The 16,807-nt window shown below is 65.9% G+C and carries 13 protein-coding genes and 1 riboswitch; of the genes, 8 read left to right on the top strand and 5 right to left on the bottom strand.

Features of this window, described 5'->3' with window-relative positions:
* Both MJ122_RS29690 and MJ122_RS29680 read left to right on the top strand, forming a co-directional pair.
* A partial coding sequence (locus tag MJ122_RS29690) for an Ig-like domain-containing protein (RefSeq protein WP_275590885.1) occupies positions 1 to 4,609 on the top strand: 4,609 nt, incomplete at its 5' end.
* 116 nt (positions 4,610 to 4,725) lie between these two features.
* On the top strand, positions 4,726 to 5,055 hold the full coding sequence (locus MJ122_RS29680; RefSeq protein ID WP_024767779.1) for a hypothetical protein: 330 nt from the start codon (positions 4,726 to 4,728) through the stop codon (positions 5,053 to 5,055).
* Positions 5,056 to 5,611: 556 nt separating this feature from the next.
* Here the strand turns inward: MJ122_RS29680 and lapD are convergent.
* The 3 genes from lapD to MJ122_RS29665 all read right to left on the bottom strand — a co-directional run bounded on the left by lapD (position 5,612) and on the right by MJ122_RS29665 (position 10,423).
* A complete protein-coding gene (gene lapD / locus MJ122_RS29675; protein WP_239747169.1) occupies positions 5,612 to 7,555 on the bottom strand; it encodes a cyclic di-GMP receptor LapD in 1,944 nt (647 codons plus the stop codon).
* A 48-nt stretch (positions 7,556 to 7,603) separates the two neighbouring features.
* Complete coding sequence (gene lapG, locus MJ122_RS29670; protein WP_239747168.1) at positions 7,604 to 8,245, bottom strand: cysteine protease LapG; 642 nt, start codon at positions 8,243 to 8,245, stop codon at positions 7,604 to 7,606.
* 204 nt (positions 8,246 to 8,449) lie between these two features.
* The gene (locus MJ122_RS29665) at positions 8,450 to 10,423 is read right to left on the bottom strand and encodes an alkyl sulfatase dimerization domain-containing protein (RefSeq protein ID WP_239747167.1); all 1,974 of its coding nucleotides are present in this window, start codon (positions 10,421 to 10,423) and stop codon (positions 8,450 to 8,452) included.
* Positions 10,424 to 10,521: 98 nt separating this feature from the next.
* Here MJ122_RS29665 and MJ122_RS29660 point away from each other — a divergent pair, with 98 nt between their 5' ends.
* The gene (locus MJ122_RS29660) at positions 10,522 to 11,433 is read left to right on the top strand and encodes a LysR family transcriptional regulator (RefSeq protein WP_088417725.1); all 912 of its coding nucleotides are present in this window, start codon (positions 10,522 to 10,524) and stop codon (positions 11,431 to 11,433) included.
* Positions 11,434 to 11,485: 52 nt separating this feature from the next.
* Here the strand turns inward: MJ122_RS29660 and MJ122_RS29655 are convergent, their stop codons facing one another.
* Both MJ122_RS29655 and MJ122_RS29650 read right to left on the bottom strand, forming a co-directional pair.
* Positions 11,486 to 11,650 (bottom strand): hypothetical protein, encoded by a 165-nt coding sequence (locus MJ122_RS29655; RefSeq protein WP_017519451.1) that lies wholly within the window; start codon positions 11,648 to 11,650, stop codon positions 11,486 to 11,488.
* Positions 11,651 to 11,773: 123 nt separating this feature from the next.
* Positions 11,774 to 12,031, bottom strand: a complete 258-nt coding sequence (locus tag MJ122_RS29650) for a DUF1145 domain-containing protein (RefSeq protein ID WP_239747166.1) — start codon at positions 12,029 to 12,031, stop codon at positions 11,774 to 11,776.
* Positions 12,032 to 12,297: 266 nt separating this feature from the next.
* Positions 12,298 to 12,396: riboswitch (guanidine-I (ykkC/yxkD leader) on the top strand.
* A 57-nt stretch (positions 12,397 to 12,453) separates the two neighbouring features.
* Between MJ122_RS29650 and MJ122_RS29645 the strand changes: the two genes are divergently transcribed.
* From MJ122_RS29645 to MJ122_RS29625, 5 genes are all read left to right on the top strand, one after another.
* Positions 12,454 to 13,518, top strand: coding sequence for a putative urea ABC transporter substrate-binding protein (locus tag MJ122_RS29645; RefSeq protein ID WP_088417724.1), 1,065 nt, complete (start codon positions 12,454 to 12,456; stop codon positions 13,516 to 13,518).
* Positions 13,519 to 13,714: 196 nt separating this feature from the next.
* On the top strand, positions 13,715 to 14,530 hold the full coding sequence (locus tag MJ122_RS29640) for an ABC transporter permease (protein WP_088417723.1): 816 nt from the start codon (positions 13,715 to 13,717) through the stop codon (positions 14,528 to 14,530).
* On the top strand, positions 14,527 to 15,330 hold the full coding sequence (locus tag MJ122_RS29635; protein WP_239747165.1) for an ABC transporter ATP-binding protein: 804 nt from the start codon (positions 14,527 to 14,529) through the stop codon (positions 15,328 to 15,330). Before MJ122_RS29640 ends, MJ122_RS29635 begins: the two co-directional genes overlap by 4 nt.
* A 10-nt stretch (positions 15,331 to 15,340) precedes the next feature.
* Positions 15,341 to 16,060, top strand: coding sequence for an urea amidolyase associated protein UAAP1 (locus MJ122_RS29630; RefSeq protein WP_239747164.1), 720 nt, complete (start codon positions 15,341 to 15,343; stop codon positions 16,058 to 16,060).
* Between the two features lie 11 nt (positions 16,061 to 16,071).
* The gene (locus MJ122_RS29625) at positions 16,072 to 16,707 is read left to right on the top strand and encodes an urea amidolyase associated protein UAAP2 (RefSeq protein ID WP_239747163.1); all 636 of its coding nucleotides are present in this window, start codon (positions 16,072 to 16,074) and stop codon (positions 16,705 to 16,707) included.
* Positions 16,708 to 16,807 lie beyond the last annotated feature (100 nt).

The raw sequence follows: 16,807 nt of genomic DNA, 5'->3' as shown, positions 1-16,807 counted from the left end.
CCTCAACGGCACCAACGACGCGCCGGTCGCCTACGCCGACAGCCAGACCACCGACGAGAACGCCGTGCTCCAGGGGCAGGTCCCGGTCGCCACCGATGTGGACGGCAGCGTCGCCAGCTACCAGCTCACCACCAACGTGGCGGCCGGCAAAGGCACCCTGACCTTCAACGCCGACGGCAGCTACAGCTTCGTTCCGGGCAGCGCCTTCGACCACCTGGCCGCCGGCCAGAGCGAAGCCGTGACCTTCACCTACCAGGCGAAGGACAACGACGGTGCGCTGAGCGACCCGCAGACCGTCACCATCACCGTCACCGGCAGCAATGACCGCCCGGTTGCCGTCGACGGCACCGCGTCCACCGAAGAGAACACCGTCCTGCACGGCCAGGTCCCGGCCGCCACCGATATCGACGGCACCGTGGTCGGCTACCAGTTGGCCACCGATATCGCCCAGGGCAAGGGCAGCCTCGTCTTCAACGCCGACGGCAGCTACACCTTCACGCCGGGTACCGCCTTCGACCACCTGGCCGCCGGGCAGAGCGAAACCGTTACCTTCACCTACCAGGCGAAGGACGACGCCGGCGCGCTCAGCGATCCGAAGACCATCACCCTCACCGTCAACGGCAGCAACGACGCTCCCAACGGCGCCGACAAGACAGTCACCCTGGACGAAGACAGCAGCCGCAACTTCAGCGTCGCCGACTTCGGCTTCACCGACGTGGACAGCGGCGACACCTTGAGTGGCGTGCGCATCGACAGCCTGCCCACCCACGGCACCCTGACGTTCAACGGCAACGCCGTGACCGCCGGCCAGGTGATCGCCGCCGCCGACCTCGGCAAGCTGGTGTTCACCCCGGCCGCCAACGCCAACGGCGACAACTACGCCAGCTTCACCTTCTCGGTGAAGGACAGCGCCAATGGGTTCGACACCACGCCGAACACCCTCACCCTGAACGTCACCCCGGTGAACGACGCCCCGCTGGCGGCGAACGACACCTTCACCCTCAGCGGCCTGAAGGGCAGCTACTGGGGCTACCGCGAGGGCGTCGATGGCAGCAACCTGACCAGCCTGTCGCAGGTTTCCTCGTTCATCACGGGCAAGGCGGCCGCCGCCACCTTTACCGCCACCTCGCTGAACTACAGCCTCAGCGGCGGTGACCTGGGCGGCGACGGCTTCAGCATCAAGATCGACGGCGTGGAAGTGTTCAAGTTCGACGCCAACCAGAGCCCGACCGGCCGTGAATCAGCGGTCTTCAGCATTGCCCAGGGCGGCAGCCACAGCATCGAGATCGTCTACTGGGACCAGGGCGGCCAGGCCCAGCTGCAGGTGGAAATGCGCCCGCAGGGCGGCACCTACAGCGTGCTCGGCGGCACGGCGCTGACCCACGCGGTGAGCGAGCTGGTGACCAACGAAGACACCCCGCTGACCATCGCCCCGCAGACCCTGCTGGGTAATGACAGCGACGTGGACGGCGACTCCCTGTCGATCGTCAGCGTGCAGAACGCGGTCAACGGCAGCGTGAAGCTGGAAAACGGCAACGTCGTGTTCACTCCGGCCAAGGATTTCAACGGCACCGGCAGCTTCACCTACACCATCAGCGATGGTCATGGCGGCACCAGCACCGCCACCGTCACCGTGGGCATCAACCCGGTGAACGATGCGCCTGAGGCCAGGAACGACCAGCAGACCACCGGCGAGAACAACAGCCTCAGCGGCGTGGTGCCGGCTGCCAGCGACATCGACAGCGCGGTCAACCCCAACGGCTATGCCCTGGTGAAGGACGTAGGTGCCGGCAACGGCAGCCTCACCTTCAACGCCAACGGCAGCTATGTGTTCAACCCGGGCAGCGACTTCGACTCGCTCAACGTCGGCGAATCGCGCCAGGTGACTTTCACCTACACCGCCAGGGACGCTCAGGGTGCAGTCAGCGCACCAGCCACCGTGACCATCACAGTGACCGGCAGCAATGACCTGCCCACCGCCACCGACAGCACCGTGACCCTGAACGAGGATGGCAAGCGCAGCTTCAGCGCCAGCGACTTCGGCTTCAGCGACAAGGACGCCGGTGACGCGCTCAAGGCCATCCGCATCGACAACCTGCCCACCGCCGGCAGCCTGACCCTCAATGGCCAGTCGGTGACCGCCGGCCAGGTGATCGCCGTCAGCCTGCTCGCCAGCCTGGTCTACACCCCGGTGGCCAATGCCGCAGGCAACGCCTACGCAACCCTGAAGTTCTCGGTGCAGGACAGCCACGACGGCTTCTCCAGCGCCTCCAGCACCCTGACCTTCAACGTCACCCCGGTGAACGATGCGCCGCTGTCAGTCGATGGATCGGCCAGCGTCTATGCCGGCAAGACCTACACCTTCGCCCTCAAGGACTTCGCCTTCAGCGACAGCGCGGACTCCGCCAACGGCCAGAACCACAGCCTGCAGAACATCCTGATCAAGGCTCTGCCGGACTCCGGCACCCTGCTGCTCAACGGCCAGGCGATCAGTGCCGGCAAGTCCGTCAGCGCCAGCGACATCGCCGCCGGCAAGCTGACCTATGTTCCGGATGGTTCGGGCAGCAACGCCCACTTCGAGTTCGCCGTCCAGGACAGCGGTGGAGTGGCCAACGGCGGCGTCGATACGTCGGCCACCTACGGCTTCGACATCCACGTCGGCCAGGTACAGATCCCGAGCACCACGCCCAACGGCGACAACACCCTCACCGGCGGCTCGGGCGACGACGTCATCCTCGGCGACGTAGGCGGCGTCAAGACCCTCACCCAGGGCGGCACCAACTACAACATCGCCCTGGTGATCGACACCTCCGGCAGCATGGCCTACAACCTCGCCGGCCAGTCCGGTGCGGCTTATGCCGACTCGCGCATGAAGCTGGTCAAGGATGCGCTGATCAACCTGGCCAACGAACTCAAGGGCCACGACGGCGTCGTCAATATCGCCCTGATCGGCTTCCAGAGCACCGCCAGCCTGAAGGTCAGCGTCTCCGACCTGACCAGCGCCAACATCGACAAGCTGGTCACTGCCATCAACGGGCTGTCCGCCACCGGCGGCACCGACTACCAGGCGGCGTTCGAGCAGGCGGTCAGCTGGTTCAACGGCCAGACCAAGGGCTACACCAACCTCACGCTGTTCCTCACCGACGGTGACCCGACCGAGTCGAAGACCTACGGTGACGGCTCCAGCACCAGCAACAGCATCGTCAAGGAGTCGGCCCAGGCCTTCGTTGCCCTCAGTGATCTCAGCGAAGTACGCGCCATCGGCATCGGCACCAACGTCAATTCGGACATTCTCAAGTACTTCGACAACAGCAGCGTCACCGGTATCGATTCGTCGATGAACTGGAGCTCGTCCTCCACGCTGTTCACCTTCAACAACGGCACCACCCTGACCGGCTGGACGCTGTCCCCAAGTACTACCGGCACAGCCGCTATCTCGGGCAGCGAGCTGCGCCTGACCGATACCAACGCGGCCGGCTCGACCACCGCCAACAGCTCGGACCTGACGGTCGGCAAGAACAGCACTTCGGTCTTCAGCTTCGAATTCAGCGACTCCATGCGTAACGGCGACACCTTCACCTGGAAGCTGATGCAGAACGTCAAAGGTGTCTGGACGGAGGTCGAGTCGCACACACTGAATTCCAACGCGAGTAACGACACCTACAGCAGCAAGAGCGTGGGTGAAGGCATCTATCGTTTCGACTTCGTGCTGACCGATAACACCAGTTCTGGCACCGCGACCGTCTACCTCGACAACATCAAGCAGGCCACCACCACCTACGCAACCGTCGGCCAGGTCGACATCGTCAAGCAGGCCAGTGACCTCACTGCCGCGCTGCATGGCGGTTCCTCCAGCACCGAGCTGGCGCCGTCGGGCAATGACACCATCCACGGCGGTGCCGGCGACGACATCATCTTCGGTGACACCATCAACACCGATAACCTGCCCTGGGGCGTCAACGGCAATCCGGCGAAACCGGCCGACATGCCGGCGGGCTCCGGCGTCAGCGCGCTGTCGGCGTTCCTGGAGCTGAAGAACGGCCACGCCGCGACCAGCGACGAGATGTACGACTACATCAAGAACAACCACACGCTGTTCAACGTCGAGGGCGATACCCGTGGTGGTGGCGACAGCCTCTACGGCGGTGAGGGCAACGACATCCTCTACGGCCAGGGCGGCAACGACTTCCTGTTCGGCGAGAATGGCAACGACATCCTCATCGGCGGCACCGGGGACGACCAGCTGACCGGCGGCAAGGGTAACGACATCCTCACCGGCGGTGCGGGCGCGGACCTGTTCATCTGGAAGTCCGGCGATACCGGTAACGACACCATCACCGACTTCAAGGCCGGTGAAGGCGACCGCATCGATATCAGCGACCTGCTGCCGGAGACTGCGCACAACGACATCCTCAGCTACCTGAAGGTGGACACCGCGACCTCGACCCTGCAGGTGAGCACCACCGGGCAGATCAACAGTGGCGGTGCGGCGGACGTGACCATCAAGCTGAGCGGCGTCGACCTCTCCAGCTACGGCTCGACCTCCACCGAGATCGTCAACAAGCTGGTGGCGGGTTCCGACCCGGTGGTCAAGACTGAGCATCATTGATCCGCGGTTGCCGCCAGGCTTCCAAACGGTCAGGCTCTGACACGACGACAGCGGGGCCACCCTTCGGGGTGGTCCCGCTGTCGTTCCTTCACATCAAGAGACATGGGGACGGGTCGATGCTGTACATCCAGCGCAACGCCGAGGGAAAAGTCGCGCGTGTCGAGGACGCCGAGTTCGAAGGCGCCACCGGTACCTTGCCGGCGGACCATCCGGACATCCAGGCCTGGGCGGCCGAAAGCAGTCTGCTGCAGCTCAAGCAGAGCGACCTGGACATGATCCGGGTACTGGAGGACTTGATCTCGGTGCTGATCACCAAGGGCGTGATCCGTATCACCGACCTGCCGCCGGCGGCACGCTCGAAGCTGCTCAACCGCACCCAGGCGCGGGAAGCCCTGGGCGGGCTGACCCGGCTGATCAACGATGACGAGGAAACGGGGCTGATCTGAGCCCCGTTTTTCTTTTCAAACCCTGCGATTCAACGACGGGTATCTGAAGGAGCGAGCTTGCTCGCGAACGGTCTCCGCTATGGGGCAGATTCGCGAGCAAGAACTGGGCGTCCCCCTCACTCCTACGAAAAGCCTTATCTCCCCTGTCTTGGCTTGGCTTGGCTTTGGCTTTGGCTAGTAAAAGACTTCCAGAGAAACGCCCGAGCACTCCGGACGGCCCCTTTCAGGAGGCCTCGTTGAAGCGTAGTTTCAGGGGTTGAGCGACATGGATGTCGCGAGAGCCGCGATGGGCCAGGGATGGCCCGTCGTGGCGTGCCCCTGAAACTTCGGTTCAACGAGGGTATTTTTCGCCTAAGCGAAAAACCGGATGGAGGGGCTAGACCTTTTGGTTCCTTTTGGGAGGGCGGCTATCCGACGTTTGCCAAAAGGGACTCGCCCGAGGGGGCGAAACAAGATCTTGCAGCGCACGCCGAAGCGGCGCGGGAAACCTCGGAGCGAGGCGGACCCATCGCGGACAAAGTCCGCTCCTACGAAAAGCCCCCCGCTCCGGTGTCGATCACCACGGCGCCGGCCCACCGAACAGCTGCCCCTGCACGCCCTGAATCCCCATTTCCTTCAGTACACGGAACTCCCCGGCCGTCTCCACGCGCTCGGCGATCAGCGGCAGGTCGATGCTGTGCGCCGCGCGCTGCATCGCCTCGATGAACAGGCGCTTGTCGTTCTCCTGGTCGATATGGCGGATGTGGCTGCCATCGACCTTGAGGTATGCCAGCCCCAGCCGCGCCAGGTTGCCGATCATGCTGAAGCGCCCGCCGAAATGCTGCAGGCTCAGACGATATCCCAGCTCGCCAAGACGGCGGGTCAGCGCTTCGAGCACCGGCTGCGCCGGCAGCTGGTCTTCTTCCAGCTCCAGGGTCAGGCGCCCGGCGAACTGTGGGTGCTGCCTCAGCAGGTCGAACACCCGGGTGGTCGCCCATTCATCGCGCAGCAGCGCAGCGGACAGGTTCAGCGCCAGCGGGCGGTTGTGCTTCGCCATGTCCGCCAGCACGCTTTCCAGCATCAGCAGGTCCAGCCGCGCGGTCCAGCCGAAGCGGTCCAGCCAGGGCAGGAAGCGCCCGGCGGCAATGCTGCCGCCCTGCCCGTCCGGCAGGCGCGAGAGCACCTTGTAATGCAGCACCACCTGCGGGTCGGCGCACGACACCACCGCCTGGAAGTGCAGCTGGAAGCGCTTGTGCACCAGCGCCTCGTCCAGCAACTGGTGCCAGCTGTGGCGCTCCTCGGCGACCGGCTTCGCGCCGCTCTGGAGGAAGGCCCAGCAACTGTCGTTCTGCCGCTCGGCCTGCACCAGCGCCTCGTCCGCGCGCTGCAACAGCACCTGGGCGGACTCGCCGGAAACAAAGGGCACCAGTCCCAGGCAGGCCACCGGACTGACGTCGCTGGCACCGGTGGTAACCAGCGCAGCGAGCATGGCTTCCAGGCGCATCGCCAGGGCCGGCGCGTCCTCGGGCATCAGCCCGGGCGCCAGCATGACGAACTCGCCGCCACGGCTGCGCGCCAGGGTCAGGCCAGCGCCCACCCCTTGTGCAGCCAGGCGCAGCTGGTCGGCCACGGCCTTGAGCAACTGGTCGACGCGCTGGCCGCCCAGGCGCTGGTTCAGTCCGGCGAGATCATTCACCCGCAGGACCAGCAACACGCCGCTGCTGACCTGGTCCTCGGCGCTCAGCCGGTTGTTCAGCTGCATGTCGAAGAAGCGCCGGTTGCCCAGCCCGGTCAGGCTGTCCAGGTAGGCCTCGTCGCGCAGGCGTTCGCTGCGCTGGGCCTGCTCCTGGAACAGCGCCTTGAGCTTTTCCACCATCTGGTTCATCGCCTGCACCACGCGACGCAGCTCGGGGGTGCGCGGCAGTTCCGGCAGGCTGAGGAACTCGCGGCGGGCGATGGCATGGGACTGCTCCACCATGTAGTCCAGCGGCCTGAGCTGGCGGCGCAGCAGGATGGCGCCGAGCACGGCGCTGGCGATGCCGCACAGCACCAGCCAGAGCAGGCTGCCCAGCGCGCTCTGCCAGAGCTTGGCGATGGCGAACATCGGGTGGCTGAGCACCTCGACCCGCGCCGCCTGGGTCCAGCCGCGGCTGACGATGGCGTCGCCGCCGGCCGAGTGCAGGTCGATCAGCGAGATGAACCACTGTGGCACCTTGGCCGCCACCGCATCGGGCACGCCGGTGCGCTCGACGATCACCTTGTTGGTCGACAGGTCGATCACCCGGATGCTCTCGAAATAGCCGCTGTCGAAGATCGAGCTGACCATCAGCTCGACCATCGCCGGGTCGTCGATGTTCGGCGTCAGCGACAGGCCCAGCGCGGTGGCGGCATCCTGGGCATGGGAGCGCAGCTGGTTGCCATACTGCTCGCGCGAGCTTTCCAGGCCGACCATGAAGCTGCCGCTGAAGGCGACCACCAGGAACAGGCAGATGGCGATCAACAACTGTTTGAACAGGGACATCGTGTCTCCAGGCTCCGTCGATGGAGCTATTCGCCTCAGTCAGAGGAGCTATTCGTTCTCGGGAAAGCCTTCGGCCTTCATCTTCTTCAACAGGTCCTGCCAGCGCGACAGCCGCTTGCTGTCGCCCACCTGCTTGCCGCCCCCCGCGCCACTGCCGGCCAGCCACAGGCCCTCGCCGTTGAACGCGTAGACCGGCTGCAGGTCGCTGCGCTGGCTGGCCGGCAGGATGCTGCCGATCAGGTTGTCCAGCACCAGCGGCACGGCATCGGGCCTCGGGTAATAAGTCAGCACCATATGCGCCTGGTTCAGCCGCAGCGCCTTGACGTAGGTAATGCGCAGCTTCTGGGCCGGCACGCCCAGGTGTCGCAGGCTGATGTACTTGGCGATGGCGAAGTCCTCGCAATCGCCGGCGCCCTTGAGCAAGGCCTCCACCGGCGTCGCCCAGTAGTCCACTTCGTGCCAGAGGCTCAGGTCGTCGGTGAAACGCAGCTGGTCGTTGAAGAAGCGGTTGACCGCCTGCAACTGGTCGCGCTCGCCGGTGGAGGCCTGCTGCGCGAGCAGCTTCTGCCAGGCATCGATGCGCACCTTGCCGTCGCCCAGCGGGCCGTAGAGCCGCGTGGACTGTTCACCGATGCGCTGGAAGTCCCACTCGACCTGCCGGGCGCCCGCCAGGACGCCGAGCGATGTCATCAGCACCAGGGCCAAAGGCCCCGGCCAGCAACGACGCAGCATCCTGGTACAACGGCTGAGCATGATCGCGACGACTCGACTGCGAGCGCCAACAACCAGCTGCGGGCGCAGGGGTGGCATGGTGCAGACTGGCCGGGAAAAAAACAATGGCACAATGCAATCACTGCATTGTGCCATCACCGGGTGACGCGGGCTTGAGCGGGATCAGCTCTTCTCAGGCGGGGTCACGATGTCGAACCAGAAGTTGAAGTCCTCCAGCATGCCGAACAGCTTGGCCAGCAGCAGCGGGTTGCCCGAGCTCTTGAGCTTGCCCTCGAATACCAGGCGCACCGGCGAGACCTGCTTGAGCATCAGGCGGTTGAGGTCGGCGCGGTCGATGGTCACGGTCTGCCCGGCGTTCTCGCTCTGCACGCCCTTGATGTTGTTCAGGTGCGAGTTCTTCAGCTCCAGCAGGTACTGCTCGTTCTTGTCCGGCAGCACCAGGTTGATGGCAAAGTCCTCACCTTCGGCCTTCTCCGCATTCAGGCGCACGCCGAGATAGTCGAACAGCAGGCCGGTATCCATCGCGGCCAGCGCGTCGGGGCTGCCCGACTTCATCGGCGGCAGGTCACGCGGCACGCCGTTGCGCAGCTCCTGCGCGGCGGTCAGGTAGCTGTTGCGCCAGCCGGCGTTCTCGGCCTGGTAGCCGAGCTGCTCCAGGGCGTCGGCCTGCAGGTTGCGCGCGGCCTGGTTGCTCGGGGCGGCGAAGACCAGCTTGTTGACCACCTCCACCACCCAGCGGTACTCGCCCTTGTCGAACGAAGCCCTGGCCATCTGCAGCAGGTGGTCGGCGCCGCCCATGAACTCGACGTACTTCACCGCCGAATCCTCCGGGGCCAGTGGGTTCAAGGTCGCCGGGTTGCTGTCGTAGTAACCCAGGTACTTGTTCACCACCGCGCGCACGTTGTGGCTGACGCTGCCGTGATAACCACGGTTGAACCATTCGTTGGCCAGCTCCGGCGGCACTTTCAGGCGCTCGTGGATCTGGTTGATGGTCACCCCGTTGTTGGCCAGGTGCAGGGTCTGGTCGTTCAGGTAGCCGTACATGTCACGCTGCTTTTCCAGGGTGCGGACGATGTCCTCGTGCCCCCAGCGCGGCCAGTTGTGCACGGCGAACATCACCTCGGCCTTGGTGCCGAACTGGTGCAGCGCCTCGTTGATGTACTTGCTCCAGCCCAGCGGGTCACGGGTCTCGGCGCCGCGCAGGGTATAGAGGTTGTGCAGCGTGGCGGTGACGTTCTCAGCCATCAGCAGCGCCTTCTGCTGCGGTAGCCAGACGTTCATCTCCGCCGGCGATTCGGTGCCCGGAGTGTTCTGGAAGGTGAAGGGCACGCCGTCGATTTCCAGCTCCTGCAGGTTGCCCTCGATCAGTTTGGTCGGGGCGATGATGCTCATCGGGCCGTGGGCGACGCCCTTGCCGATGGCCATGTCGACCTGGCCGTTCGGGCCCTTGGGCAGCAGCGTGCCGTACTGGTAGGTGGCGCGGCGCAGCATGGCGTTGCCGGCCAGCACGTTCTCCTTGATCGCCGCTTCCATGAAGCCCTTGGGCGCGATGATCTGCACCTCGCCCTTGTCCACCTGCTCCTGGCTGACCAGGCCCTTCACGCCGCCGAAGTGGTCGATGTGGGCATGGCTGTAGATGATCGCGCGGATCGGCTTCTGCCCCAGCTCCTGGCTCACCAGGGCGTAGGCCGCCTTGGAAGTCGCCGGGGTGGTCAGGGTGTCGATGACGATCCAGCCGGTCCTGCCCTCGATGAAGGTGGTGTTGGCAAGGTCGAAGCCGCGCACCTGGTAAATGCCGTCGGTGACCTTGAACAGGCCGTAGCTGAGGTTCAGCTGGGCCTGGCGCATCAGGCTCGGGTTGACGCTGGCAGCGTCCTTGGCGGCCTTGATGAAGTCGTAGTCGCCCAGCTGCCAGGCGACGGTACCGTCCTCGTTCTTGATCACGAGGTTCTCGGGGCGCTTGATCAGGCCCTTCTCCACCCGGTCGAAATCGGCGCGGTCACTGAAGGGCAGCGACTGGCGCACCTGCTCCTGGGCAGCCTGGGTGAAGGAAGTCGGGGGCTTGGGCTGTTCGGCGGCGAGCAGCAGGCCGGGGCAGAGGCTGGCAAGCAGCACGGCAGCGGAAAGACGGGACATCGGGAAGACTCCGGATTTTGTTGTTGTGCTCGCACTATGCCGGCCGACGCGCTAATAATTCCAATGCATTCCAATTTCACAATCAATGCAGGAAGCGCATGAGCGATCTCCGCCAGCTACGCCACTTCGCCGCCCTCGCCGAGCACGGTCACTTCGCCCGCGCCGCGGAGGCGGTGAATCTGAGTCAACCCGCCCTGTCACGGAGCATCCAGGCGCTGGAAGGCCAGCTGAGCTGCCAACTGGTGGACCGCAACCCACGCGGCGTCACCCTCACGGCCCATGGCAAGCTGGTGCTGGAGCATGCGCGCCGCCTGCTGGCCGGCGACCGCGCGCTGAAGAACGCGGTGCTGCAACTGGCCGACCTGGAAACCGGCGAACTGCGCCTGGGCGCCGGGCCCTTCCCCGGCGCGCGACTGATGCCGCAGGTGCTGGCGCGCTACAGCAGCGCGCACCCGAAGGTGTCGGTCCTGCTCTCCATCGAGAACTGGAGCGAGCTGCACCGGCGTCTGCTGGACGACGAACTGGAGCTGTTCATCGCCGACTACCGCGAACTCGAAGGCGACAACCGCCTCGACATCCTGCCGCTGCGCGTGCATCGCAGTGTGCTGTTCTGTCGGCCGGGACATCCGCTGATCGGCACCGTGCCCTCGGTCGAGCGCATGCTCGACTTCCCGCTGGCCGGCCCGCGACTGCCGCGTGATGCCCACGAAGGCATGGTGCGCACCCTGGGTCGAGAGCAACCGCTGAGCGTGCAATGCGATGACGTACTGATGCTCAAGGAACTGGTGAAAGGCAGCGACGTGCTCTGCCTGGCCACCTGGGATGTGGTCGCCGCGGACGTGAGGGCCGGCAGCCTGGCGCTGCTGCCCTGGCCCAGCAGCGGCGACGTCGCCGGGCGTGGCTCCGCCTACGCCCTGGTACGCCATGCCAGCCGCAGCCTGTCGCCCGCGGCCAGCCAGTTCGTGGAGATGCTGCTGGAGGAAGACGCGGCGTTCAACGCCGCGTCATGAGTGCTTCTCGCAGGATGGCGTGAAGCGAAGCGATACCCGTCAGGCTCCTGCCTCAACGGCGCCACCCCTGGTATGGACCACCGTAATAGGCCGGCGGCGGCGCCGGGCGGTAGTAGTGCGGCCGGTCATGCCAGCCGCCACGGTCGTGGTCATGCTCGTAGACCACGCAGCCGGTCAACGGAAGGATCATCAGTACAGCAACGAAGAAACGACGCATGGCGCCTCCATCTGGCGAGCCGGCCGCCGCGCCGGGATGCGGGGCGTACATTCTTCCGGTCTCACAGGATCAGACATGTCTGTCAGAAGGCGGTGCCAAGACGAAAGGTAAAGCTTGGGTAAATCAGCCGTTCAAGGTTTCCAGGTGACGAAGCTTGCGGCTCTGCAGGTGCAGCACGCCGAACAGCAGCACCTGCACCTGTTCCAGCCAGGAATGACGGCGCGCCAGCAACAGCACCTCGACCGCGTGCACCGCCAGCAGGATCGCGGAGAGCCCCAGCAGTGGGCGATACAGCTCGCCAAAGGGGTAGATCAGGTTGAGCACGGCGGCGACCCAGAACAGGGTCAACGCGCCCTTGGCGAAGCTCAGCAGCTCGGACATGACGAAGGACTCCTCAAGGTGAAGGTCGCTGCAGTCTGCCGCCCGGCGCATCCTGCCCGCTCCTGTCTTTCGACTGGACGCGCGCACCAGGATGCGGCGCGGCGCTTCATTTGAGGGCAGGCGAACACCCCGGCTTGCCGTGAAATTTCCGTCCCGGTCCAGCGCGACCCTTCTGCACCGGCACTTTCACCGACTTGGCACGCCGCTCGCTTTGTCTCGGCTGTGCAGGAACGATCCGATCCTTCGGACAGCGGCACCACAATCTGACAATGGATGACTAGGGTTCCGGCTCGCACGGCGAGTGACTGGTCCGAGAGTCATCGACCTCCAGCGAGGTTACACGGCGGGACAAAAGCCCGGGAGACGAGAGCGACAAGTGCCGCCCGACTCCTGCCTGCCCGCCAATCGACTGGAGATGCTCCATGCGCAAGCCCCTTCTGACCGCCCTGTTCGCCGCCGGCCTCGCCGCCTTCAGCATCTCGGCCTCCGCCGCCGCGAAGAACAGTTTCAACCTCTGCTGGACCATCTACGCCGGCTGGATGCCCTGGGAATACGCGGCCAGCCACGGCATCGTCGACAAGTGGGCGAAGAAGTACGGCATCGAGATCAAGGTCACCCAGCTCAACGACTACATCGAGTCGATCAACCAGTACACCGCTGGCCAGTTCGATGGCTGCACCATGACCAACATGGACGCCCTCACCATCCCCGCCGCCGGCGGCGTCGACTCCACCGCGCTGATCGTCAGCGACTTCTCCAATGGCAACGACGGCATCGTCCTCAAGGGCGAAGGCAAGACCCTGGCCGATCTCAAGGGCATGAACGTCAACCTGGTGGAGCTGTCCGTCTCCCACTACCTGCTCGCCCGCGCCCTGGAGAACGCCCGCCTGACCGAGAAGGACGTGAAGACGGTGAACACCTCCGACGCCGACATCGCCGCCGCCTTCAACACCGAAGACGTGCAGGCCGTGACCACCTGGAACCCGATGCTCGCCGAGGCCCGCGCCAAGCCGGGCACCACCGAGGTGTTCAACTCCAGCCAGGTTCCCGGCGAGATCATGGACATGATGGTGGTCAACAGCGCGGTGCTCAAAGACAACCCCGCCCTGGGCAAGGCGCTGGCCGGCGCCTGGTTCGAAACCGTGGCGCTGATGCAGGGCGACAGCGCCGAGACCCGCGCCGCGCTGGAACACATGGCCAAGGCCTCGGGCACCGACCTCGCCGGCTACCAGAGCCAGCTCGCCACCACCAGGCTGTTTGCCACGCCCAAGGAAGCCCTGGCCTTCGCCACCAGCCCGAAACTGCCGGCGACCATGGACAAGGTCGCGGCGTTCTCCTTCGCCCACGGCCTGCTCGGCGAGGGTGCGAAAAGCGCCGAAGCGGTCGGCATGAGCTTCGCCGGCGGCCTCACCACGGGTGACGCGCAGAACCTCAAGCTGCGCTTCGACCCGACCTACGTGCAGATGGCGGCGGACGGAAAGCTCTGAGGCCCTCCGTGGCAACCCATCACGTTGTATCCGAAGCCCTCTCCCCGCCCTCTCCCTGAAGGGAGAAGGCGCTGTCCGTGCCGGCTGACGCCAAGGTTTCAACCTGCACCGAACGGTCCCCTCTCCCTTCGGAGCGGGGCGCGCAGCCAGGGTTAGGGAGAGGGAAGCTTCAAACGGAACCCCACAGGTACGAACCATGCGCCTGATCAACCGAACCCCCGACCGCAGCGGCCGCCTGTTCCTGGTGCTGCTGCCCTTCGCCCTGCTGCTGTTCGCCTACTTCGCAGGCTCCACGGCGCGGCTGGCGGAGAACCCCAACGACAAGCTGCTGCCCAGTGCCGTACAGATGGCAGACGCGGTGAACCGCCTGGCCTTCAGCGAAGACAAGCGCACCGGCGAAGTGCTGTTCTGGCAGGACACCGGCGCCAGCCTGCAGCGCCTCGGCCTGGGCCTTGGCATCGCCGCCCTGCTCGGCCTGGTGCTGGGCATCGCCGCCGGCAGCGTGCCGCTGTTCGGCGCGCCGCTCTCGCCGCTGCTCACCGTGCTGTCGATGATCCCGCCGCTGGCGATCCTGCCGGTGCTGTTCATCGTCTTCGGCCTGGGCGAGCTGTCCAAGGTGGTGCTGATCGTCATCGGCGTCGCCCCGTGCATTGCACGCGACATCGAACAGCGCGCCCGGGAAATCCCCCGCGAACTGCTGATCAAGGCACAGACCCTGGGCGCCAGCACCTGGACGCTGATCCTGCGCGTGGTGCTGCCGCAACTGATGCCGCGCCTGCTCATCTCCCTGCGCCTGATGCTCGGCTCGGCCTGGCTGTTCCTCATCGCCGCCGAAGCCATCGCCTCCACCGATGGCCTGGGCTACCGCATCTTCCTCGTGCGCCGCTACCTGGCCATGGACGTGATCCTGCCCTACGTGGTGTGGATCACCGCGCTGGCCTGGCTGATGGACTGGGCGCTGCGCGCGCTCACCCGCCGCGCCTTCCCCTGGTACGAAGGAGGCAAGGCATGAGTTTCATCAGCGTGAAGAATGTCTGGCAGGAGTACGACGGCAACGTGGTGTTGGAGCACCTGAGTCTCGAGGTGAACGAAGGCGAGTTCTGCACCCTGGTTGGCGCCTCCGGCTGCGGCAAGTCCACCTTCCTGCGCCTGCTGCTCGGGCAGGAGCGCCCCAGCCGCGGCGAACTGCTGCTCGAAGGCCAGCCGCTGGCCGCAGAGCCCGATCCAAGCCGTGGCGTGGTGTTCCAGCGTTACTCGGTGTTCCCGCATCTGTCCGTGCTCGACAACGTCGCCCTCGGCCTGGAGCTGCCGCGCTCGCCGCTGCTCGGCCGGCTGTTCGGCGCGGCCAAGCGGGACGCCCGCGATCAGGCTGCCCAGCTGCTCGAGCGCGTCGGCCTCGGCCATGCCCTGCAGCAATATCCGAGCGCCCTGTCCGGCGGCATGCAACAACGCCTGGCGATTGCCCAGGCGCTGGTGATGAAGCCGCGCGTGCTGCTCCTCGACGAGCCCTTCGGCGCGCTGGACCCCGGTATCCGCAAGGACATGCACGCCCTGCTGCTGGAGCTTTGGCAGGAAACCCGCCTCACCGTGTTCATGGTCACCCACGACCTGGCCGAAGGCTTCAGCCTGGGCACCCGCCTGCTGGTCTTCGACAAGGTCCGCCACGACCCGCAGGCACCCAGCGCCTACGGCGCCCGCATCACCTACGACATCCCGCTCAACTCCGACCGCAAGGCCGCCCGCGCCGCCCTGCCCGAACCGCTCGCCGCGCGCCTGGAAACGGCCGTGCCGCTGATCACGCCGGCCTACTGAGGAACCCGACATGAACGACCTGCGCACCACTCTCTATGAAGAAACCGTCCCCGGCGGCGGCCACACCTCCTTCGTGCTCAAGCGCGGCCAGTTGCTGCGCCTGACCGACATCGAAGGCGGCGGCAACGCCAGCGTGCTGCTGTTCAATGCCGCCGAGAAAAGCGAGCGCCTGAACCTGCCCGACAGCCTCAAGTGCCAGCACACGGCGCGCCTCACCGCCGGCCACTGCCTGTACTCGGACATGGGCCGCGTGCTGGCTGCCATCACCGCCGACAGCTGCGGCTGGCACGACAGCTTCGGCGGCGTGCTCAACGCCGCCGAAGTGCAGGAGAAGTATGGCGCCGGCCGCTACCAGGAACTGCGCAACGGTTTCCACCGCAACGGCGTGGACAACCTGCTGGTGGAAATGGGCAAGTGGGACATGCGCCTGCAGGACCTGCTGATGTGCCTGAACTTGTTCAGCCGCGTGGACGTCGACGCCGATGGCTGCTTCCGCTTCGCCCAGGGCAACTCGAAAGCCGGCGATTTCGTCGAGCTCTACGCCCCGATGGACACCCTCGTCGTCCTCACCGCCCTGCAACACCCGCTGGACCCGGACCCGCAGTACGCGCCCAAGCCCATCGGCCTGACCTGGCAGCAGGTCGCGTCCGATGGCATCAGCGTGCTCTGCCGCACCTCGCGCGCAGAGAACGGCCGCGGCTTCCACAACACCGAACGCCAGTACCTGTAAGGAGCGCGAGCATGCCCATCGTCCCCAGCGACAAACACCCCGAAGCCTGCGTCTCGCGCACCCTGATCCCGGCCGGCGAACCCAGCCTCACCGAACTCAAGGCCGGGCAGACCCTGCGCATCCTCGACCTGGAAGGCAACCAGGCGGTGGACACGCTGTTCTTCAGCGCCGCCAACCCGCGCGAGCGCTACGACGTGCAGCGCACCCTGCGCAAGCAGGGACAGGTCTACCTCAGCGCCGGCAGCGTGCTCTGGTCCAACCTCGGCAACCCGATGCTGAGCATCGTCGCCGACACCTGCGGCCGCCACGACACCCTCGGCGGCGCCTGCGCCCAGGAGAGCAACACCGTGCGCTACGCCCTGGACAAGCGCTACATGCACAGCTGCCGCGACAACTTCCTGCGCGCCAGCCTGCACGACGGCCGCCTGACCAAGGCCGACATCAGCCACAACATCAACTTCTTCATGAACGTGCCGGTCACCGCCGCAGGCGGCCTGACCTTCGAGGACGGCATCTCCGGCGCCGGCAAGTACGTCGAGCTGCTGGCGCACATGGACGTCATCGTCCTGATCTCCAACTGCCCGCAGCTCAACAACCCCTGCAACGGCTGGAACCCGACGTCGGCGGAGTTGCTGGTATGGGACTGACCTCTCGCCTGCGCCGCTGGCTGTTCGCGCTCTGCCAGAGCCGCAGCGCCCAATGCAGCCCGACGCTACTTGAGCGTCCCCGCGAAAACGAACCTGCCTC

The organism is Pseudomonas sp. DP-17, from assembly GCF_022380625.1.
GTDB classification, from domain to species: domain Bacteria; phylum Pseudomonadota; class Gammaproteobacteria; order Pseudomonadales; family Pseudomonadaceae; genus Pseudomonas; species Pseudomonas nitroreducens_A.
The sequence above is the reverse complement of the archived record's forward strand: the minus strand, read 5'-3'. Positions and strand labels throughout refer to the sequence as shown.